This window comes from Binatus sp. (SeqCode), from assembly GCF_049584895.1.
Taxonomy (GTDB): Bacteria; Desulfobacterota; Binatia; order Binatales; family Binataceae; genus Binatus.
The window spans coordinates 1-18,735 of the sequence record NZ_JBAUYR010000134.1; the positions used below are offsets into that span (position 1 = coordinate 1).

20 protein-coding genes are annotated in these 18,735 nt (G+C 60.0%); 10 read left to right on the forward strand and 10 right to left on the reverse strand.

What is annotated here, in order from left to right:
- From WB650_RS21995 to rapZ, 5 genes are all read left to right on the forward strand, one after another.
- Positions 1 to 823 (forward strand): LptA/OstA family protein (locus tag WB650_RS21995; RefSeq protein ID WP_423962060.1); only part of this gene is annotated, 823 nt, incomplete at its 5' end.
- Between the two features lie 11 nt (positions 824 to 834).
- Positions 835 to 2,400: an RNA polymerase factor sigma-54 gene (gene rpoN, locus WB650_RS22000; protein WP_422304314.1), complete on the forward strand. Its 1,566-nt coding sequence runs from the start codon at positions 835 to 837 to the stop codon at positions 2,398 to 2,400.
- Positions 2,401 to 2,428: 28 nt separating this feature from the next.
- Positions 2,429 to 2,854: a ribosome hibernation-promoting factor, HPF/YfiA family gene (gene hpf / locus WB650_RS22005; protein WP_422304315.1), complete on the forward strand. Its 426-nt coding sequence runs from the start codon at positions 2,429 to 2,431 to the stop codon at positions 2,852 to 2,854.
- Between the two features lie 61 nt (positions 2,855 to 2,915).
- Complete coding sequence (locus tag WB650_RS22010; RefSeq protein WP_422304316.1) at positions 2,916 to 3,377, forward strand: PTS sugar transporter subunit IIA; 462 nt, start codon at positions 2,916 to 2,918, stop codon at positions 3,375 to 3,377.
- 42 nt (positions 3,378 to 3,419) lie between these two features.
- On the forward strand, positions 3,420 to 4,295 hold the full coding sequence (gene rapZ, locus WB650_RS22015) for an RNase adapter RapZ (RefSeq protein ID WP_422304317.1): 876 nt from the start codon (positions 3,420 to 3,422) through the stop codon (positions 4,293 to 4,295).
- A 103-nt stretch (positions 4,296 to 4,398) separates the two neighbouring features.
- Here rapZ and WB650_RS22020 read toward each other — a convergent pair whose 3' ends face one another.
- Entirely contained in the window at positions 4,399 to 5,181 is a 783-nt protein-coding gene (locus tag WB650_RS22020; RefSeq protein WP_422304318.1) for an SDR family NAD(P)-dependent oxidoreductase, read from the reverse strand.
- Between the two features lie 122 nt (positions 5,182 to 5,303).
- Here WB650_RS22020 and WB650_RS22025 point away from each other — a divergent pair, with 122 nt between their 5' ends.
- Both WB650_RS22025 and WB650_RS22030 read left to right on the forward strand, forming a co-directional pair.
- Positions 5,304 to 6,008: a TVP38/TMEM64 family protein gene (locus WB650_RS22025; RefSeq protein WP_422304319.1), complete on the forward strand. Its 705-nt coding sequence runs from the start codon at positions 5,304 to 5,306 to the stop codon at positions 6,006 to 6,008.
- 19 nt (positions 6,009 to 6,027) lie between these two features.
- A complete protein-coding gene (locus tag WB650_RS22030; protein ID WP_422304320.1) occupies positions 6,028 to 7,794 on the forward strand; it encodes an NADPH-dependent assimilatory sulfite reductase hemoprotein subunit in 1,767 nt (588 codons plus the stop codon).
- A 50-nt stretch (positions 7,795 to 7,844) separates the two neighbouring features.
- Here WB650_RS22030 and WB650_RS22035 read toward each other — a convergent pair whose 3' ends face one another.
- A complete protein-coding gene (locus tag WB650_RS22035; RefSeq protein WP_422292968.1) occupies positions 7,845 to 7,976 on the reverse strand; it encodes a hypothetical protein in 132 nt (43 codons plus the stop codon).
- A 94-nt stretch (positions 7,977 to 8,070) separates the two neighbouring features.
- Positions 8,071 to 8,850, reverse strand: a complete 780-nt coding sequence (locus WB650_RS22040; RefSeq protein ID WP_423962064.1) for a hypothetical protein — start codon at positions 8,848 to 8,850, stop codon at positions 8,071 to 8,073.
- A 56-nt stretch (positions 8,851 to 8,906) separates the two neighbouring features.
- Between WB650_RS22040 and WB650_RS22045 the strand changes: the two genes are divergently transcribed.
- Both WB650_RS22045 and WB650_RS22050 read left to right on the forward strand, forming a co-directional pair.
- Positions 8,907 to 9,230, forward strand: coding sequence for a type II toxin-antitoxin system HigB family toxin (locus WB650_RS22045; RefSeq protein WP_422304322.1), 324 nt, complete (start codon positions 8,907 to 8,909; stop codon positions 9,228 to 9,230).
- Positions 9,214 to 9,612 carry a helix-turn-helix domain-containing protein gene (locus WB650_RS22050; RefSeq protein ID WP_422304323.1) on the forward strand — a complete coding sequence of 133 codons (399 nt, stop codon included), beginning with the start codon at positions 9,214 to 9,216 and terminating at the stop codon, positions 9,610 to 9,612. The genes WB650_RS22045 and WB650_RS22050 overlap by 17 nt, the downstream gene beginning before the upstream one ends.
- Positions 9,613 to 9,615: 3 nt before the next feature.
- Here the strand turns inward: WB650_RS22050 and ahcY are convergent, their stop codons facing one another.
- The 7 genes from ahcY to WB650_RS22085 all read right to left on the reverse strand — a co-directional run bounded on the left by ahcY (position 9,616) and on the right by WB650_RS22085 (position 18,250).
- Positions 9,616 to 10,932, reverse strand: coding sequence for an adenosylhomocysteinase (ahcY, locus tag WB650_RS22055; protein WP_422304324.1), 1,317 nt, complete (start codon positions 10,930 to 10,932; stop codon positions 9,616 to 9,618).
- A gap of 70 nt (positions 10,933 to 11,002) precedes the next feature.
- A complete protein-coding gene (gene metK / locus WB650_RS22060) occupies positions 11,003 to 12,190 on the reverse strand; it encodes a methionine adenosyltransferase (protein ID WP_422304325.1) in 1,188 nt (395 codons plus the stop codon).
- Positions 12,191 to 12,438: 248 nt separating this feature from the next.
- Positions 12,439 to 14,016 carry a glycosyltransferase family 39 protein gene (locus WB650_RS22065; RefSeq protein ID WP_422304326.1) on the reverse strand — a complete coding sequence of 526 codons (1,578 nt, stop codon included), beginning with the start codon at positions 14,014 to 14,016 and terminating at the stop codon, positions 12,439 to 12,441.
- 124 nt (positions 14,017 to 14,140) lie between these two features.
- Positions 14,141 to 14,407, reverse strand: coding sequence for an HPr family phosphocarrier protein (locus WB650_RS22070; protein WP_423962068.1), 267 nt, complete (start codon positions 14,405 to 14,407; stop codon positions 14,141 to 14,143).
- 108 nt (positions 14,408 to 14,515) lie between these two features.
- Complete coding sequence (locus WB650_RS22075; RefSeq protein ID WP_423962069.1) at positions 14,516 to 15,574, reverse strand: dienelactone hydrolase family protein; 1,059 nt, start codon at positions 15,572 to 15,574, stop codon at positions 14,516 to 14,518.
- A gap of 84 nt (positions 15,575 to 15,658) precedes the next feature.
- The gene (locus WB650_RS22080; RefSeq protein WP_423962071.1) at positions 15,659 to 17,113 is read right to left on the reverse strand and encodes an MFS transporter; all 1,455 of its coding nucleotides are present in this window, start codon (positions 17,111 to 17,113) and stop codon (positions 15,659 to 15,661) included.
- 87 nt (positions 17,114 to 17,200) lie between these two features.
- Positions 17,201 to 18,250 carry a DHH family phosphoesterase gene (locus WB650_RS22085; protein WP_422304073.1) on the reverse strand — a complete coding sequence of 350 codons (1,050 nt, stop codon included), beginning with the start codon at positions 18,248 to 18,250 and terminating at the stop codon, positions 17,201 to 17,203.
- Positions 18,251 to 18,478: 228 nt separating this feature from the next.
- On the opposite strand from WB650_RS22085, the gene WB650_RS22090 reads away from it, so the two are divergent.
- Positions 18,479 to 18,730, forward strand: coding sequence for a hypothetical protein (locus WB650_RS22090; protein WP_423962073.1), 252 nt, complete (start codon positions 18,479 to 18,481; stop codon positions 18,728 to 18,730).
- Positions 18,731 to 18,735 lie beyond the last annotated feature (5 nt).

Sequence of the window (18,735 nt, forward strand, 5' to 3'; positions counted from 1 at the left end):
GCCTCCGTCGGCGCCGGACGTGCCGGTGACAGCAGCCGACGTCGCACCCGCCGCCGCTCCTTCAATCGCTACGACCACGACGACCGCTCCTGCAGCGGCTATTCCCGATTCGACGCCGGTGACCACCGCCGCGACCGTTCCGCAAGGTGCGATCGCTCCGCCGATGGTGATGGCGCCGATACCGGCTGACAGTGCCAATCCCGAACCTCCCGCTGCTCCCGCGGCAGCGACCGCTCCCGCAGTAGTGAGCGCTCCGGCCGAGGCTGCTGCTGCGCCGCACAAGATGCATAGGGCGGCGTCGTCCGGTACCGCGGGTGGCGACAATACTACTGTCGCATCGAATCCGCCCGCACAGCAGGGCGGTGCCTTTGGCGGCATGCAATTCGGGAACAGCAAGGCCCCGATTTACATAAAGTCCAAATCGATGTCGCTCGACTATCAAAATCATTCCGTTCTGTGGGTCGGAGATGTGCACGCTACCCAGGCGGACTCGCAACTTACGAGCGATCAGCTGCGGGTCAATTATTTCGACAAAGATTTCAAACAGATGAAGGACATGGTTGCGGACGGAAACGTTCGTCTCAGCCAGGGCACTCGATGGGCCACCGGCCAGCACGGCGTGATGGACCAAACCAAGCGCACCGTGATTTTAACCGGCAGCCCCGTCGCTCATGACGGCAACGATCAGATCACCGGCTGCAAGATCACGGTATTTTTGAATACCAGCCAGAGCGTGGTCGATTGCGCCCATGCCGTGCTTTTCCCTCATTCGGACGCCTCGCCGGGTGCCACCCAGGAACCTAGAGCGACGGCGGTACAGTAGGCAATTCTGCGATGGCGCTGGAAGTAAAACTCGGACAGGATTTGCGGCTTCGCCAGCAGCTGGTGATGACGCCGCAGCTGCAACAGGCGATCAAGATTCTGCAGCTTTCGCTCCCTGAACTGGAAGCGATCGTGCAGTCGGAACTCGAGCAGAATCCGATGCTCGAGCCGCTTGATCAAAGTCCCGCCGAAGCGGCGTCCGAATCCGAAGTGTCAGATCCCGAAGCCGCCGCACCGGCCGACGGTGAACCGTTGCCTCCCGAGAGCGACGGTCTTAACGGCAACAATTCCGACGACGATTGGGAAACCGGCTCGCGCGAGGAAAAGCCCGCATCGACGATCGAAGTCGAAGCGCGCGATGCCGCGCTCGAGATCAAAGAGCTCAACAATCTCGAAAAGCTCGACTGGCGCGAGTATCTCGAGACCTACTCGAACAACTGGCAGGAAACCGCGCCGGCCGACAACGACGATGACCATCGCAGCGCGCTCGAAAACACGCCGCTGCGCCGCAGTTCGCTCGAAGACCACATGATGTGGCAGCTGAGAATGTCGAACATGGCCGAATCCGACCAGCCGATCGGCGCGACCATCATCTACAATCTCAACGAGGACGGATATCTCGAAACCCCGGTCGAGGAATTGGCGGCGCAGCTCGAAATTGCGCCGGCTGAAGTCGAGCGCGTGCTCGCGCGCGTGCAACGTTTCGATCCGCCCGGCGTCGCAGCCCGCGATCTTCGCGAATGCCTGCTCGCGCAGCTGCAGAACCTCGGGATGGAAGAATCGCTGGCGGCGCGAATCATCCGCGATCATCTGGACTTGCTCGAGAAGCATCGTTACGCGGAAATCGCCAAGGTTCTGAGCGTGCCAGTCGAGACCGTAGGGCAGGCGGCCAAGGTAATCTCGCTGCTCGAGCCCAAGCCGGGGCGCGACTACGGCGGCGACGAGCCGACTTACGTGGTGCCCGACGTTTATATTCACAAGGTCGGCGAGGATTACGTAGTCACGCTTAATCGCGACGCGGTGCCGCGCCTACGCCTGGCGGGTTACTATCAGCGGGTGCTCAACGACGCCGACGTGGCGCCGGAGACCCGTGAGTACCTGCAGGAGCGGCTGCGCTCGGCGCGATGGCTGGTGAAATCGATTTACCAGCGCCAGCAAACGATCTTCAAAGTTGCAACGTCGATCGTGAAGTTCCAGCGCGCGTTCTTCGATCACGGAATCAGCCTGCTGAAACCGCTGGTGCTCAAGGATGTCGCCGAAGACATCGGGATGCACGAATCAACTATCAGCCGCGCGACCGCCAACAAGTACGCGCACACGCCGCAGGGAATTTTCGAGCTCAAATTTTTCTTCACTTCGGGGGTCAAAGGCGCCGGCGGTGAAGACGTAAGCGCCGAGACGGTGAAGGAACAGATCCGCGGGATGGTGACGTCGGAGACTCCGCAAAGCCCGCTCTCGGATCAGGCGATCGCGGAGATGCTGCGCGCCAAGCAGATCAATATCGCTCGTCGCACGGTGGCGAAGTATCGGCAGGCGATGGGAATTCCGCCGTCGGCGAATCGCAAGCAGATCGGATGAGACTCCTGGCGTAGCGGCGAAAAGACAGATGAATAAAAACCACGGGAAGGGCAAGCGCGGCCGAGCATCAATCCGAAAAGTGCGTCGCGCGGAGCGGATCGCGAACGCTCCGACAACTGAAGTCACGGTGACGTTTCGGCACGTCGAGCCGACCGATGCGATCAAGGATTATGCGGAGAAAAAATTCGCGCACTTTGGCAGGTCGATCAAGCGGGCCTGCGTGGCTCACCTGATTCTCACGGTTGACAAATATCGGCAGCACGGCGAAGTTACAGTCAAATCAGGGCGCCTGTCGGTGGTCGCGCAGGAAGAGACCAAGGATCTGTACTCGGTGATCGATCTGCTTACCGATAACGTCGGTCGCCAATTGAAGAAGCATCTGGAAAAATTCAAGGCCAAGAAAGTCAGGTCGCTCTCGACTGGCGAGGTCTTGAGCTCGAGCGAGGAAATTTGATTCGCGGGGGCTCGCAGTTTACGCTCGCCATTTCGATTTAGATTTTAATCTGGACGTATAGATGAAAATTACCGATATCCTCAGCTCCGACATGGTGATCGCCGACTTGAAGGGCACCACCAAGCCCGACGTTTTGAATGAACTCGCCAAGGCGCTGGCCGCCAAGTACAAGGAGATCAAACTCGCTGAACTGACCGCGGTACTGGCGGAGCGCGAGCGGCTGGGTTCGACCGCGATCGGCGATGGAATCGCGATACCGCACGGCAAGCTGCGCGGGGTGACGAAAATAATCGGAGCGTTTGGCCGTCATGCGCAAGGAGTCGATTTCGACTCGCTCGACGGCGGCCCCTCGCAACTATTCTTCGTGCTGGTTGCGCCGGAGGATTCCGCGAGCTTGCACCTCAAAGCCCTCGCGCGCGTCTCGCGCTTGCTCAAAGAGAGTTCTTTTCGAAGCCGCCTGCTGGCCGCCAAGGACAGCGACGAGCTGTACACTCTGATCAAGGAAGAAGACAACAAGTATTGAGGTGACGGACTCGCGCCGCCTCCTGCCGCGGCACCAACCCTGATGAGCGCGCCTCAGCCACCTCGCCTGATAATAGTCACCGGTGTTTCAGGTTCAGGACGCGCCTCCGCGATGCGCGTGCTCGAGGACTTGGGCTTCTATTGCGTCGACAATCTTCCGGTAGCGCTGGCGCCCAACGTCGCGAAGCTCGCGGCCGGACGCGATCCCGCGCTGAAGGGCGTCGCACTCGGAGTGGACTCGCGCGAGCGGCTGTTCTTCCCGCAATGGCCGCGGATATTCGCTGAACTTGACGCCGACGGAATTCATCCCGAAGTAATTTTTCTCGACGCGTCCGACGACGTGCTCGCGCGCCGCTACTCTGAGAGCCGCCGACCGCATCCAATGGCTGCGAGCGGAGCGACGGTTGCCGAGAGTATTCGCGTGGAACGTCTCGCGTTGGCCGAAATGCGTGAGCGCGCCAACCGCGTGATCGACACGACCACGCTCACCGTCCACGAACTGCGCGAAGTGGTCACCGCGGCCGTGCTGGGCGCAAACGCGGGATCGCGGATGTCGGTCTCGATCGTGTCATTCGGCTATAAGTACGGATTGCCGGTCGGGATGGACGTCGTGCTCGACGTGCGATTTATTCCGAATCCGTTTTTTATTCCCGAGTTGCGGCCACTCACTGGCACTGACCCGCGCGTGCACGAATACGTGATGGCGCAGCCGGAGTCGCAACGCTTCATCGACGAAGTAGGGCGCCTGCTCGATTTTCTAATTCCGCTCTATCAGCGCGAGGGAAAGAGCTACCTGACAGTCGGCCTCGGATGCACCGGCGGACGCCATCGCTCGCCCGTCCTCGCACGCGAACTGATGAAGCGCCTCGAAAGTAATGGCTTCGCCAGCACCGTCCGCGACAACGACATCGCCCGCTGATTCCCCTCTCCCTGCAAGGAAGAAGATCAAAGGTGAGGGCCCTTGTTCACCGCGCCTTGTAATGCGCGCGATTCAAGATTCTTTTCTGCTACAAGATCCGCACCTAATTCATGATGCTGCCGCAGTCGACGTTCAGCGTCTGACCGGTCATTCCCGCCGAGGTGTCGAGCGCGAGGAACATCGCGACGCGCGCGACTTCCTCTTCGGTCGCCATTCTCGCCAGCGCCGCCTGCGACAGGAAACCGGCTTTGATTTGTTCGTACGGCTGCTTGAGCGCTTCGGCCCGCGCACGCATCACGCGTTCGATTCGTTCGCCCTCGATTGCGCCGGGACAAATGCAGTTGCATCGGATGCCGCGCTGACCCCATTCGCCGGCCACGGTTTGCGTGAGCCCAATCATCGCCCACTTCGCCGCCGCGTACGGCGAGCGCATCGGATAGCCGCGCCGGCCCGCGCCCGACGAAATGTTGATGACGTTGCCGGATCGCTGCTGGTCCATCGTCGGCAGCACGGCGCGAGTCGCGAGCCATGTGCCGGTGAGGTCAATGTCGATGGTCTCCTGCCATTCGGCGAGCGACATGTCTGTGATTCGCTTGGTCGGTCCCGAGATGCCGGCGTTGTTGACGAGAATGTCGATGCGCCCGAACGCTTTCATCGTCTCAGCCGCCATCTTGGCGCAGTCGGCTTCCTTCGAGACATCGGTGCTCACTTGAATCGCACGCGCGCCGATGCGCTCGAGCTCGGCGCAGGTCTGCTTCATCGGCTCGACCGAACGCGCCGCGATCACGATCTTCGCGCCGGCCGCGCCGTATTTCAGCGCGATCTGTTTGCCGATTCCGTAACCGCCGCCGGTGATGATCGCAACTTTATCCGCGAGTTCGTTCATATAGATGTTCCTTTGTAATTTTGTTTGATCACTGCGCCGACTTTAGTAGCATCGCGATTTGCCTACAACGCGCGCGCAAAGCCTTGTCTCGCCGCGCCGCCGACCAATATCATTTAAGGATCGTGGCCGCGATCAATCCCATCAGCGCTGAATCGAACAAGCCGCACGCCAACGGCTCGTGGCTGATGAACGCCGTCAAGCTTGCGATCATCGCGATCATCATCGGCGGCTCAATCTGGCTGCTCATCGAGCACTGGAATTGGTTCAGCGATCCCACCACGGTCAAGGCCGAGGTGATCAAGTGGGGCGCGTGGGGCCCGGTCGTCTACATGCTGTTGTACGCAGTCGGGCCGTCGTTCCTGGTGCCCGGCGCAGTGATGACGATCGCGGGCGGACTGGCGTTCGGCACCAAGTGGGGATCGGTCTATTCGCTCATCGGCGGCGACGTCGGCGCGGTGGTGGCGTTCGCGGCGGGAAGATTTCTCGGCAAGTCGTTCGTCGAGCGAATTGTCGGCGAGCGATTCCACGCGATGCTGCAGCGAATCGCGAAGCACGGTTTCCAGATAATCCTCTACCTGCGGATGGTCCCCGTGATTCCGTACAACGCGCTGAACCTGCTGGCAGGCGCGTCTCCGATCACGTTTCACGATTATTTCTGGGCAACGATGATCGGCATGATTCCGGGAACGATTCTGTACGCCTTCCTGGGCGACGCCCTATGGCATCCGCTGTCGCCGAAGTTCTTCCTCGCGTTGCTGCTGATAGGTGCGTCGATCGGATGCGGCGAGATCTATCGCCGCTGGTCGAAAGTAAAAATCGACGACTAGCTCGCGCCCTACAATTCCAATGGAATCCAAGCATCACCGCGACCATCTGCCGGTCACGCTCGACAACGCGAGCTTGGCAGAGATGTCGACCGTCGAGCGGCTCAAGCAATCGAGCGAAGGGCTGTTCTATGTTCATTCGACTCACGAGAGCCGGCATACGATGCGATTGGAAATCGACGCGTTGAGTGCGCGCCAGGCCGAGACGATCAGCGAGCACGCGAAGGAAATCTCCAAGCATTTCGGCATCTACAAACAACGCGAGCGCAACGAAAGCGGGAAGAAAGACGGCGATTTCATTTTCATGGTGCGGGTCAAGGTTCCCGCAGGCGAGCTCACACCCACGCAATGGCTCGCACTCGACGCGGCCGCGGATCTTTATGCCGACGGGAGCATTCGGCTTACGGCGCGCCAGGGTGTCCAGTTCCATTTCGTGCGCGGGCACAGTCTGAGCGCGCTGATTCGCCACATCAACACGAGCCAGAGCGATAGCGGCTACCAGCTCACGACGCTCGGCGCGTGCGGCGACGTGAATCGCAACACGGTCGCGAGCCCGATCGACGATCTCGACGCCGAGCTGCCACTCGATTCGCACGAACTGGCGCATGCAGTGGCACGCGAGATGGCGCCGCGGAGTTCCGCTTACTACCAGGTTTTTCTTGCCGATCAGAATGGGCAACAGGTAGCGCCGCTGAACTCCGAGGAACCGATCTACGGCGCGCAATACCTGCCGCGAAAGTTCAAAGTCGGCTTTGCGCATCCGCAAGACAATAGCGTCGATCTGCTGACGCAGGACGTCGGGTTCCTCCCGCGCATCAGCGGTCGCGAAGTCACGGGCTACGACCTGTACAGCGGCGGCGGGATGGGCGCGACGCACAACCAGCCTGCGACGATGCCGTTGCTCGCGCTTTACCTCGGAGTAGTGCAACGCGAGCAGGTGGTGGACACGGTACGCGCGATCGCAACGATTCAGCGCGAGCATGGCGAGCGCCGGAATCGGCGCGCCGCACGCTGGAAGTACACGATTCGCCGCATCGGCGTCGACGCGGTCAAACAGACGTTGCGCGACCGCTTCGGAATCGCGCTCGAAGACGCCGAGCCGGTACCGCTGCCGCCGGTCCGCGATCATTTGGGATGGCATCGGCAAGCCGGCGCCGGGAATTTCTCCTACGTTGGAATCATGATTCCCAGTGGGCGAGTCAGCGACACGGCGACGATCAAATATCGAAGTGCAATTCGGCGCATCGTCTCGGAAGTAGACGGAATCGGCGTGCGCGTCACGCCCAATCAGCATCTGATACTCGCCCACATCCCGGCCTCGCGCCGCGAATGGATCGAGCGGACGCTTGCGGATCATGGCGTCGCGTTTGACGGCGCCGTGCCGGCGATTCGTCGGCTCGCGATGGCGTGTCCGGCCAAGCCAACCTGCGGCCTTGCAATGACGCATGCGGAACGCGCGCTACCGCGCTATCTCGCGGCGCTGGAGCGCGAGAGGCTCGGCGACGTCGACGTGATGATCCGGATGGCTGGATGCCCGAACAGTTGCTCGCGTCCGCCGACCGCCGAGATCGGAATAATCGGCTACGGCAAGAATGACTACGTCCTGATGGTGGGCGGCGCCCGCGACGGCAGCCGTCTCGCGCGAGTGTTATACCCGCGGCTCAGCGAGCACGAATTGATCTTAGCGCTGAAGTGTCTGGTGCGAGCTATCCACGATCGCAATCCGCGTCACTTGTCCGCGGGCGACTATCTCGATCAGACGCCTGACGCCGAACTCAAGGCGCCTTAAACTGCGGCTACGCCACCGCGCTCGCTCACTCGAACGTGGCACTTCTGCATTTATTGGGTCTTAAGGCGCAACTCCGATTGTTGAGTCGGCGTGCGCTTCATCTCGCGCTCCGCCGCTCTCCAAAAACCAATCGCTAGTACGAGAAAGGTACCGACCAGCAGCAAGATTCCTTCGTAAACCATCGTTGGAACCTCCGTGTCGAGATAATAATTTCTTATCGCTGGAAGACTCTTACTGCAAGCTTCGCGATTGGAACGGGGCGGTCTCGCTATTGCGCTACGAGAGATCGATGGGTAGCTCGAGATAGTTCTTGAAGATGAAATCGCGATGCTCAATCAGTATCGGCTTGAGTGCGGCTACGACTGTCGGATCGGTTGTCGTGAACATCGCGCGCATCCTCTCGTGCATCGGCATTAACTTGGGCGGGAGCGGTTTCAACATGTTCGAGAACGCTGCCCAATAAATATCCATCGCCGACAGCGAATCGCCGATGAAGAATCGGCTACCGCGTCCCTTTTGCTGCTCGAGCCGCGCTGCAAGCGCGGTCAGGCCGGCCGCGACTCGCTCGGCGGCGCGTGCGCCGATCTCGGGCGTGTAGCCATATTTCTTTCCGAGATATGCCGAGACACCCATGGAATCGCCGCCGGGTGTGGTTAGTTGCTCGTGCACGGCGCGCAGCCGCTCGGTCCATCCGATGCCATTCTCGCCGCATAGCTCGTTGCAGTAGCCGAACATCAGGACGCGATCCTCGAACCGCTCCGGGATCAGGCGAGGCGTCGGCGCCAACCGCTCAGCCAGGTTGAGCTGATCGATCCACCTCGAGAGCGGACGCTCGTCGTTCCAGGCGATAACGGGAAAGCTATCCTGCCCGCTCCAGTCCTGGAGGGTCTGCGTCGGCGATCCGAAGACGTGCGCGACCCGCGCGTGCGGCAGCTGCTTGATATGCAGGATGCCCTTGAGCGCTTCACTCCACGGACTGGGAACCATCGAAAGCGTGACGAGTCGGAGTCCGATAGCGCGCCGCGCCTGTTCGATGTCGATTCTTTCTTGCTTCATCGTCGTATCCTCATTCAGATTGTTCCCGATTTGGGAACAGTGCTAAGATCTTGAGAGTGCGCGTAGTGGCACGACGAACTTTGAGGCAATTCGCGGAGTCGCTCAAGGGACAGCAGAGTCGAAAGGCGGTGACGGCTGCGCTCGATGCGTGGTTTCGAGAAGCGAGTCGCGCCGAATGGCGCACCTCGGCCGATGTGAAGCGGAACTATGGCACCGCCAGTATCGTCAGCAGCGATCGTGTCGTGTTCAACATTAAAGGCAACGACTACCGGTTGGTGGTCGCGATCGACTTTCGCCGACAAGCTATATTTGTCAAATGGATCGGATCGCATAGGGACTACGACAGAATCGATGCAAGGACGGTTGAGTATGGAGATTAAACCAATTCGAAATAATGTGGATCACGAGAGGGCGTTGCGACAGATTCAGCGTTTGTGGGGAGCGAAGGAAGGAACTGCCGAAGGTGACAAGCTAGACGTATTAGTGACCTTGGTCGATGCATACGAGAGCAAGCACTTCCCGATCGATCCGCCCGACCCGATTGAGGCGATTCGGTTCCGGCTCGAGCAACAAGGACTCGACCAAGCCGCGTTGATCGGTGTGATCGGCGGGCGAAGCCGAGTGTACGAAGTGATGAACCGCAAGCGCCCGCTCTCGCTGGAAATGATTCGGCGATTGAACGAACGCTTCGGGATTCCGGCCGAAGTGTTGATTCGCCCAATCCGTCCCATACGCGCCCGAGGTCATCGACGCGCGGCATAGCGGCTAGGTGCCGGATTCCCAGCTGGCCAGGTATTTGCGCTGCTCGGCGGTGAGCGTGTCGATCTTGATGCTCATCGCGGCGAGTTTCACGCCCGCGATTTCCTGTTCGATCTCGATCGGCACTTCGTGAACTTTGACTGTCATCTGAGGGCTCTTTGCTGCCCACTCCGAGGCCATCGCTTGCGTGGCGAAGCTCATGTCCATCACCTGTGCGGGATGGCCTTCTGCGCATGCGAGGTTAACCAGGCGGCCTTCGCCGAGTAAGTACACGATGCGGCCGTTGGAGAGATGGTAGGCGTCGATGTTGCGGGTTACGTCACGATCGACTTTCTTCGCGGCATCGTTCAGGTAGGCGACGTCGATCTCGATATCGAAATGGCCCGAGTTGCTCAGGAACGCGCCGTCCTTCATCTGGGTGAAATGCGCGGACGTCAGGACGTGCTTGTCGCCGGTCGCGGTGATGAAAATATCGCCGACTTTCGCCGCGTCGATCATTTTCATCACGCGGAACCCGTCCATCGCGGCTTCCAGCGCGCGAATCGGATCGACTTCCGTGACCACCACGTCGGCCCCGAGGCCGCGTGCGCGTGACGCGATGCCGCGGCCGCAATAGCCGTAACCTGCGACGACCACCACCGAGCCCGCGATGAGTACCCCGGTCGCGCGGATTATGCCGTCCAGGGTAGACTGTCCGGTGCCGTAGCGATTGTCAAACAGATGCTTGGTCTGCGCGTCGTTGACGGCGACAACCGGGATTTTCAGCGCGCCGTCTTTGGCCATCGCGCGCAGCCGGATCACGCCAGTGGTGGTTTCCTCCATGCTGGCTTTCACATCGTCGGCCTGATTGGCGAACTCGGTGTGCAGCAGGCTGACGAGGTCAGCACCGTCGTCCATCGTGATCGTCGGACGGCGTTCGAGCACGGCGCGCAGATGAGCGTAGTAGGTATCGCGATCTTCGCCGTGGATGGCGAAGGTCGGAATGCCGTACTGATCGACCAGCGCGGCGGCGACATCGTCCTGGGTCGAGAGCGGATTCGACGCGCATGCGATCACTTCGGCGCCGCCTGCCTTCAGAGTGCGGAGCAAATTGGCGGTCTCGCAGGTGATATGCAGGCACGCACCCATCCGCTGGCCCTTGAGCGGCAGTTCCTTGGCGAATCGCTCGCGCAGGCGTCGCAGCACGGGCATCTGCTTGTCGGCCCATTCGATTCGCTTGCGGCCCGCCTCGGCGAGTCCGAGATCGTGAACGTCGAAGTCGCGGCCGTTGCCGTTGGTGCGGGATTTTGAAACTGCTTTAAGCTTTCTCGCGGACGTGGCCATCTAATTCAAAACTCCAATTTTTTTCAGGAAAGTGAAATATCTAGTTTGGTGAAGCAGCTTGCGTTCGCGATCAGCTGCGGCCGTTGAGGCCGAACGCGTTGCGCAGGGTCTCGGCCATGTCAGTCCGCTCCCACGGGAACAATCCGTCGTGGGGATTGCGGCCGAAATGTCCGTAGGCGGCGGTCGGCTGATAGATCGGGCGCTTCAAGTTGAGCGTCTTGATAATTCCGGCGGGACGGAAATCGAACAACTCGCGCAGGGTTGCGGAGAGTTTGTTCTCGGGCACGATGCCGGTGTCGAAGGTGTCGACCAGCAGCGAGACCGGCTCGGCGACGCCGATCGCATACGCGACCTGGATTTCGCATTTGGTCGCGAGTCCTGCCGCGACGACATTTTTCGCGACGTGACGCGCCATGTAACACGCCGAGCGATCGACCTTGCTCGGGTCCTTGCCCGAGAACGCGCCGCCGCCATGACGGCCGTAGCCGCCGTAGGTGTCCACAATTATTTTGCGGCCGGTGAGTCCGCAGTCGCCATGCGGTCCGCCGATGATGAAGCTGCCGGTCGGATTGACGTGATAGACGGTCGAGCGGGTAAGGTACTGCGCGGGGATGGTCTGCTTGATCAGCTGCTCGATTATCGACTCGCGGATGGTTTCGTATTTGACGTCGGGTGAATGCTGGGTTGAGACGACGACCGCGGTCACTTCGACCGGGCGGTTATCGAGGTAGCGCACCGTGACCTGGCTCTTGGCGTCGGGGCGCAGAAAATCGAGCTGCTTGCTTTTGCGGAGCTTGGTGAGATTCTCCATCAGCCGATGCGCCATCGCGATCGGCAGCGGCATCACCTCGGGAGTCTCGTCGCACGCGAAGCCGAACATCAGGCCCTGATCGCCGGCGCCCTGTTCTTTGTGGAGGCCTTCGCCCTCGGTCACGCCCTGCGAGATGTCGGCCGACTGCGGCTCGATCGCGGTGAGGACGGCGCACATGTTGCCGTCGAAGCCGACCTCGGAGCTGTTGTAACCGATGTCGAGCGCGGTCTGTCGCGCGATTTTCACATAGTCGGGTTTTGCGCGGCTGGTAATCTCACCGGCGAGGACGATGAGCCCGGTCTTGGCGAGCGTCTCGAGTGCGACGCGCGAGTTGGGATCTTCTTTAAGGAGGGCGTCGAGGACGGCGTCCGAAATCTGGTCGCACATTTTGTCCGGATGGCCTTCGGAGACGGACTCTGACGTGAACAGGAAATCCTTAAGCGGCATTATTCGCGATAGCTCCTTGGAGCGCCTTTTCGGGCAAGATTTGGATTCAACTTATGCAGGCGGCGCGCGCGACTGAGGCGTTCAAATGTGTTCAATTCCAGAGGGTTGAGTATAGCGCGTGCGCGAGCGTGAAAAGTGAAAAATCAGCAGCGCTCCTCAAGATTTTCGGTAGTGAAGGTATAACTGACCAATCGGACAGAATCAAGGTAGCGACCGGGAAGGGGTTTCGGTCGCGGGGCCAGCTCGGCTCAGTCCCAATTTTTTAACCTCGGCCAAATCTGCGCCAACGTGCGGCCCCCTCTGGGTTGTGTGCACAAATATATCGTGAAGTGCTCATTTGCCATCGCGTACTGATTGCCCACCTCGGCCTTCGGTTCGACCTTCGCGTAGCCTTGCTCCAATCGCTCCCGCGGCGCGCCGAGCACGATCACACTTTCGCCGCTGTAGTCTCTCGGGCCCCAATACCAGTAATTGACGTGGCCGCTGATTGCCTTGGGGAGGCCGAGCGCGGGCCCGTAGAAATCTATCGCCCCCGCTTCTCCATAGTTGCTCCCGATTATCGCCGTTCGTGCCCTCTGCTCAGGCGGCAAATCGTTGTAGACCTTTGCGGTTGCCGCGACCATCTCGGGCCATCCGAACCTATCTGCGAGGAACTGGGGCAGGTCACTCGACTTGCGATTCTCGAACTTTGGTTCCGAGAACCCCATGAATCGCGTGTACTCGATATACTCGCGAGGAGGCAGCAACGGCAGGGTGTTGAGCGCTATCATTGCGCCGGTCACCGCGACCAGACCGAGGTACGCTGGCCTCATCCATCCGCGTCCCGGTCGCTCAGTCCACTTTTCGATAACAACGGCTCCTGCGGCCAGCAACATCGGATACGCGGGCGCCAGGTAATAAAATCTTCCCTCGCTGATCAGCACTAGGAGCAGCGACACCAGGTACGCATAGCCGAGCGCGCGATACGGCCTGACGGCGTCGCTGAACAGAAACGCATACAAGCCGCACAGCCAGATCGGAGCCGCCAGAGGTTGCATGCCCAGCAGTTGCCACCCGATGAACCCGATCGGACCGATCGCGACGTTGCGCCCGCTACGTCTGATATTCGCAAGCATCTCGAGATGAGGAAAATGATGCTGGATCTGCCAGATGAGATTCGGCAGGAAGATCGCGAACGCCAGCAGCCCGCCCAGGATGAACCATCGGTTCGCCATCAAGCGCCGCTCCGCCGTCAGCATCAGGCCGGCCACCAGCGCGAACCCGAACACGAGCATCGTGTCCTTGTTCTCGAGCCCGATTCCGGCGAGCACGCCAAACCATATCCACAGCCTGACGTCGCCGGTCTGGATCATCCGGATTACGATCATCGCGCATCCCATCCACAGTAGTGGCTCGATCGAATTCATCGACAGATAGCTGCCAAAGCTGAGATAGAACGGAGCAAACAGCACAGCGAGCGCGGCGAGAGTCTGAGCGAATCGTCCGCCGCCGAGTTGTCGCACGATCGCGCCTGTGATGATGACCAGTCCGGCCGCGGCGATGGCCGGGAAAATCCGAATCGCGAGAAGCGAATCGCCAAACAGCGCTCTTGCCGCCCATGCCTGCACCGCCGTGAGCGGAGGCATATCGACGTAGCCCCAGCTCAGATGCTGGCCGCAGGCCATGAAATAAAGCTCGTCGATAAAAAATCCGTATCCGCCCGGGTTCGGCAGATGAATCGGGAATTCAAGGCAGGCGATATAAGCAACGATCGCCGGCCCCGAGACGAACCACTTCGCGCGCGCGTCCGCGCCGCTCCTGACCTGCTCGGCTATTGCACTTGCCACAGCACTCCCTGCTAACGCGCCGCCGCGAACGTGGCAACGCCATAACTTCACTGCACGCAGGACGTGTCAATTGGCTTGAGGGCTTTCTGAGTTACCTCGCCCGTTGAGTTAGGGGAGAGGAAGCCTATTCTTCGCCGAAGCGGTCGTCGAATAGGGTTTGCACTGCTTTCAGGGCTTCGCGAGCGTCGGGGCCCTCGCATCGGAGTTTTAGCTTGGAGCCCTGGGCGGCGCCCAGCATCATGAGATTGGTCATGCTCTTGGCGTTGACGAGATCCTCGCCGGTGCCGATCAGAATCTTCGAGGCGAATTTCGCCGCCGTCTGCGCGAGCGCGGATGCGGCCCGGAGATGAAGTCCGAGCCGGTTCTTAACCTCCACAATCGCCTCCGCCACGTTCACGAGGACTACGATAAAGGTATCGGCGTCGTCGGTAAACGACTGAGCGCGATCAATCGGCTTCAGTGACCGTCTGAGGGGTGCGAGAAAGTTCGAGGTATCGATTTATTGAAGGACTCTTTGCCCGCCCGAGAGGAATCGCGCGAGGCTACCTTCCAAGTCGTCTTGCATTGAGTATGCAGCTGCTGGATCCGACGCAGTGTGGACACCCTTGCGGACGCAGCGGCTTACCTCCGACTGCGTAGTCTTCTGTGAAATGCTCGTTATGCGGAAAGAACATGCTGCCAGGTTATCCGCAAACGGAACGTAGTACGGGCGAAGAGGATAAGTGAAATCTTCGCCGTGAGGATGAAGCGCTTCGGAGTCCATAGGAGGCGTTACCAACGCCGGTGGTACGTAGTCGAATCCGTGCTCCGCTCCAGGATACACTTTGACCGAAACGTCCCCGCCCTCGCTGTCGAGGAATTTAGCCATTTGCACGCAGGCAGCGGCAGGAGCCATGTCGTCCCGCTCTCCGACGTAGATGCGCTCCGGGGCGTACGGCCGTAGGTCGGCACCGGCCAACTCTATTCTGCAGAACGGTGAAATCGCAAAAAAAGCGCGGAAGGCGATCATTCCACCGGTAACATATCGGTGTTCAGCTTCGAGCGTGTCAGCCACGATTATCGTCGTGGATCCGTCCCAAGTACCAAGGAGCGCTACACGGTTTGCATCAATTCGAGGATCACGTTCGAGAACGCGCAGAGCGCCGTAGACATCGCCGACCGTGTCGGCTGGCTGTAAAGCGGTGAGATCAATGCAAGCGCCGGGAGCCAGGTTTCGCCCTGCGTAACTGTCGACTGTCAGGGTTGCGTATCCCCAAGAGTTGAGAGTTCCGGAAGCCCACTCTGGAAATCCACCCTCGCAAAGTTCTGACTCCAGAATGATCACCGAGGCAAACGGCCCATTTCCTCGCGGTACCGAAAGGACACCGTGTAAGCTTGTCTTGCCGTCTGCGGACGTGAAACGCACAACACTATCGGCACTCGGGATCGGAGTACTGCCTTCCGAAGAACTGGGAACAGATGAACACGCAGTTCCTAGGAGCACGAGCGACAAAATAGTGGCCCAAAAGATCCAACGGGTCGGAATCAAGGTAGCAGCGGGCTTCTTCATCAGAAGCATACCGATTACGGAGCTCTAGGACGCTTTTCAATTCACTCTGTGTTCCAACGAAATTCAAGCTATGCAATCGGTAAATGCGCGCTATCAATCGGCTTCGGTCACCGTCTGCGGGGTGTGAGAGAGTTCGACGCCGCGATGGTGTCCGCTCACTTCCTGGCCCGCGTGATATTCCAGCGGGATGAAGAGCACTGACGAGAGCAGCGCCAGAAGTCCCATCACCATGAAGGCCGGCATGAAATCGTGCGTGTTGAGGTGGCCGCCGCCGTGCGCGCCGAGGCTGAGGTGGAGCAGCATCGCACCGATCGCAACGCCGAGGCTCAAGAACAGTTGCTGCGCCATGCTCGCCAAAGTGCTGGCGCTGCTCATCATGGAGTTGTCGACGTCGGCGTAGGCGAGGCTTCCCAGCGCGGTGAATTGCAGCGAGCGAAAGAATCCTCCCGAAAGCAGGGCGAAGACGATGAGGTAGTGTGGCGTGGTCGAGCGAAACATTGTGTAGCTCATCATGATGAACGCGCTGAGGACGCCGTTGCCGATTAGTACCGAGCGAAAACCCAGGCGTCGGATTATCGGCGGTGCAGTGACCTTCATCAACATCGCGCCCGCGGCGCTGGTAAAGGTCAGCATCCCGGAAGCGAACGGCGAGAGGCCGAAAACGATTTGCAGCAGCATTGCCAGCAGGAACGGCAGCGCACCGATGCCCATCCGGAACAGCCCGCCACCCAGCGTTGCAACGCTGAAGGTCGGGATTTTCATCAGATCGAGGTCGATGATCGGATAGTCAATGCGCCGTTCGTGAAGAATGTAGAGCGCCAGGCAGACGCCGCCGGTCGCCATCACGCACATGATGATGCTCGCGGGAATCACGCCGCGGCCAATTGACTCGAAGCCGGCCACCATCCCGGCGAGCCCCAGTCCGGTGAGCAGAAAGCCGCGCAGGTCCAGCGGGAAAATCTTGTTGTCGCGGATGTTGGGGATGTACCAGGTGACCAGCATGAAGCCGAGCGCGCCGATCGGGACGTTGATGAAGAAAATCCAACGCCATGAATAGTACGTCACAATGAAGCCGCCGACCGGCGGACCGACCACCGGCCCAAGCACGGCGGGCACGGTCAGATAAGACATCGCAGTGACAAGGTCGGATTTGGCGACAGTCTTCAGAACTATTATACGGCCGACGGGAACCATCATGGCGCCGCCGAAGCCCTGCAGAATCCGCGCGGCGACCAACTCCGGCAGCGAATTAGAAAAACCGCATAACACGGAACCCATCGTGAAGATGACGATCGCTGAGCGGAAGACGGTACGTGCGCCGAATCGATCCGCCATCCATCCGCTGATCGGAATGAAGACGGCGAGGCTCAGCAGGTATGAGGTGATCGCGAGGTTGAGTTTGATCGGATCCTCGCCGAGCGATTTGGCCATCGCGGGCAGCGCGGTCGAGATAACCGTCGAGTCGAGCATCTCCATGAAGAGCGCGCAGCCGACAATCATCGGCGCCAGGAATTCGAACGCGGGACTTCTCGATTCCTTCGGACTCATCGAAGCAGACTACGCATGGATGCCAACCACGATATGGAAATCGGCCAAACCGGTAAACGTCCGGCTGTACGGGGCGTACCAGGAGAGTCAGTTGCCATTGCGGGCGGGCGCGGTACGAGCTGCGGCAGCCTGCGCTTTCTGGGCTTTGATGACAGTGGTGAACAACTCGCGCAGGCGCGGTTCGATTAGCGAGTCGCGGGTGGTACCCTCGCGCCGCCGCCAAGCTCGCAGCGGGATGACAGCCTTGGCCATGTTGCGATGCCCGCCGGCGCTGCCGATGTCACCGAACAGAGTCTTCACCGCCTCGCCGGCATTTTCGCCGCTCATGCCGTGGTTGCGAACGCTTATCACGAGCTGATTGCCGAGCTTGCCCGCGACTGCGACCCACGCGACGCCTTCGAACTGAAGACAGAAGTCCGCCATCTGTACGATCAGATCGTCGCGCTCGACGGTTCCGAGATTGAGCACGACCAGCTGATCCTTGACGACCATCCGGCTCATCGCACGCGCCAGGATTTGCGCGAAACTGAGAGGCAGCTCGGGACGGTCCATCTGGCGGAGCAAGCTGTAGTTGGCGAGCGGGGTGAGATGGGTGAACGCCTGCAGGTCGACGTCGGTCACGCGGCGCGACAGTGCCAGCGTGTCGCTGCGGATTCCGTAAATCAGCGCAGTCGCGAGGCGCTCGCTGATTTTCTCTTCAGCCGTGACCAGGTACTCGGTCATGATGGTCGCGGTCGCGCCGTATTTCACCCGCACGTCTTCGAACGGCGCGGAGCCACCCGGGTATCCGGGATGATGATCGATCGCGATATCGGCGCGCGGGATTTTCTCGCCGAAGAACGGCGGCTGCACGTCGACCATCGCAATCTTGTCGAACTCGCGCAGAACTTCGGTGGTGGCCGGTTGGATTTCGATTTCCAGCAGATGCACCATCGTGAGGTTTTCCGGCCGCGTCACGGGCTTGAACGCGAGCAAGGGCGTGGTCTGCTTGTTGCGCCCGAGCAGAGTGCGCAGAGCTATCCCGCTTGCCATCGCGTCGGGGTCGGGATCGTCCTGCAGCACGATGCCAACGCGATCGCCGTCGGAGACCATCGCGCGCAGTTCCTTGATTTTCTGTTTGGTGAGGGCTTGATCCATAGAAGTGAAAGAATCCCGTGTCGCGTGGAGCGACTACAGGTAAATCGAACGCTAATCGCAGATTGCTCGGGTACGGGCGTTCCGGGCGCGAGTGGCCGGAATAACGGGACGCGCGGTCCGAAAATGCTGGTGGCGATGCCGAGCGTGGCGAATCGTTATGGAATTCATCGGTGGTCGGGAAATACCACAGCGCAAAGAGTTGAAGCAATGATAGTATAAACGGCGCGTATGGATTCCACTGACTCACATTCTAGCAAATTTCATTGCGTGATATGCCGTCGCGAATTCACCGAGTGGCTGCTGCGCATTTCAGTCGAAGATACCGCCGGTTTTCAGCAGCAGGCCTTTATCTGCGGTAATTGCGCAGTTAAACTTCGGCTCGCGTCGGAAAAAAATCGCGACTTGCAGATCGATCCGTGGATTCACGAGGCGGTCGCGAGCGTATTGCGCGGCAAGAATCCCGACAAGCCGGAAAAATAAGGAAG

Coding starts and splice junctions, on each gene's coding strand:
- rpoN (WP_422304314.1), top strand. CDS start 835: ATGGCGCTGGAAGTAAAACTCGGACAGGATTTGCGGCTTCGCCAGCAG.
- hpf (WP_422304315.1), top strand. CDS start 2,429: ATGAATAAAAACCACGGGAAGGGCAAGCGCGGCCGAGCATCAATCCGA.
- WB650_RS22010 (WP_422304316.1), top strand. CDS start 2,916: ATGAAAATTACCGATATCCTCAGCTCCGACATGGTGATCGCCGACTTG.
- rapZ (WP_422304317.1), top strand. CDS start 3,420: ATGAGCGCGCCTCAGCCACCTCGCCTGATAATAGTCACCGGTGTTTCA.
- WB650_RS22020 (WP_422304318.1), bottom strand. CDS start 5,181: ATGAACGAACTCGCGGATAAAGTTGCGATCATCACCGGCGGCGGTTAC.
- WB650_RS22030 (WP_422304320.1), top strand. CDS start 6,028: ATGGAATCCAAGCATCACCGCGACCATCTGCCGGTCACGCTCGACAAC.
- WB650_RS22035 (WP_422292968.1), bottom strand. CDS start 7,976: ATGGTTTACGAAGGAATCTTGCTGCTGGTCGGTACCTTTCTCGTACTA.
- WB650_RS22040 (WP_423962064.1), bottom strand. CDS start 8,850: ATGAAGCAAGAAAGAATCGACATCGAACAGGCGCGGCGCGCTATCGGA.
- ahcY (WP_422304324.1), bottom strand. CDS start 10,932: ATGGCCACGTCCGCGAGAAAGCTTAAAGCAGTTTCAAAATCCCGCACC.
- metK (WP_422304325.1), bottom strand. CDS start 12,190: ATGCCGCTTAAGGATTTCCTGTTCACGTCAGAGTCCGTCTCCGAAGGC.
- WB650_RS22075 (WP_423962069.1), bottom strand. CDS start 15,574: ATGCTTCTGATGAAGAAGCCCGCTGCTACCTTGATTCCGACCCGTTGG.
- WB650_RS22080 (WP_423962071.1), bottom strand. CDS start 17,113: ATGAGTCCGAAGGAATCGAGAAGTCCCGCGTTCGAATTCCTGGCGCCG.
- WB650_RS22085 (WP_422304073.1), bottom strand. CDS start 18,250: ATGGATCAAGCCCTCACCAAACAGAAAATCAAGGAACTGCGCGCGATG.
- WB650_RS22090 (WP_423962073.1), top strand. CDS start 18,479: ATGGATTCCACTGACTCACATTCTAGCAAATTTCATTGCGTGATATGC.